The sequence below is a fragment of the Prevotella sp. MGM2 genome, assembly GCF_002933955.1.
Classification (GTDB): Bacteria; Bacteroidota; Bacteroidia; order Bacteroidales; family Bacteroidaceae; genus Alloprevotella.
Window position 1 is genome coordinate 1 of sequence record NZ_BEWW01000034.1, and the last position, 616, is coordinate 616.

The window sequence follows — 616 nt, forward strand, 5'->3', positions numbered from 1 at the left end:
CAATGGCGATGGTCTGACCGCGCTTGACGGTGAGATTGACGTTGCTCAACACAGGAGTATGACCGTTATAGGAAAAGGAAATGTTGCGGAATTCGATTTTATCCTTCAGACCATCGGCATGAACAGGAGTGGCACTCTCGCGAATGGGATTGTCGGCATACAGAATCTTATTGACACGCTCCACCGAAGCCATACCCTTGGGTATGCTGTAAGTAGCTTTCGACAAATCCTTCAAAGGCTGGATGATACTGTAAAGGATGACCATATAAAAGATAAAGGTGGGGGCATCAACCGGCGGTTTATCGGAAAAAATCAATGTACCGCCATACCAAAGCACAAGCACGATGAGGCAGGTGCCAAGAAATTCGCTCACAGGATGCGCCGATGCCTGACGGATGGAAACCTTATTGGTAGCGGCGCGGAACTCGTTGGTGCTACGGTCAAAGCGCTCACGCATTTTTCTCTCGGCCGTGAAAGCCTTGATGATACGCATGCCGCCAAGTGTCTCTTCAAGCTGCGCCATTGTTTCGCTCCATTTGCTTTGCGCGTCAAGGCTCTGACGTTTCAATTTACGCCCTATGCGCCCCATGATCCATCCCATCAGCGGAAGGACGAT

At 50.3% G+C, this 616-nt stretch carries 1 protein-coding gene; it reads right to left on the minus strand.

All coding sequences use genetic code 11. The features are described from left to right. On the minus strand, nucleotides 1–616 hold a 616-nt coding region (locus tag C5S62_RS00750; RefSeq protein ID WP_133159439.1), incomplete at both ends, for an ABC transporter transmembrane domain-containing protein.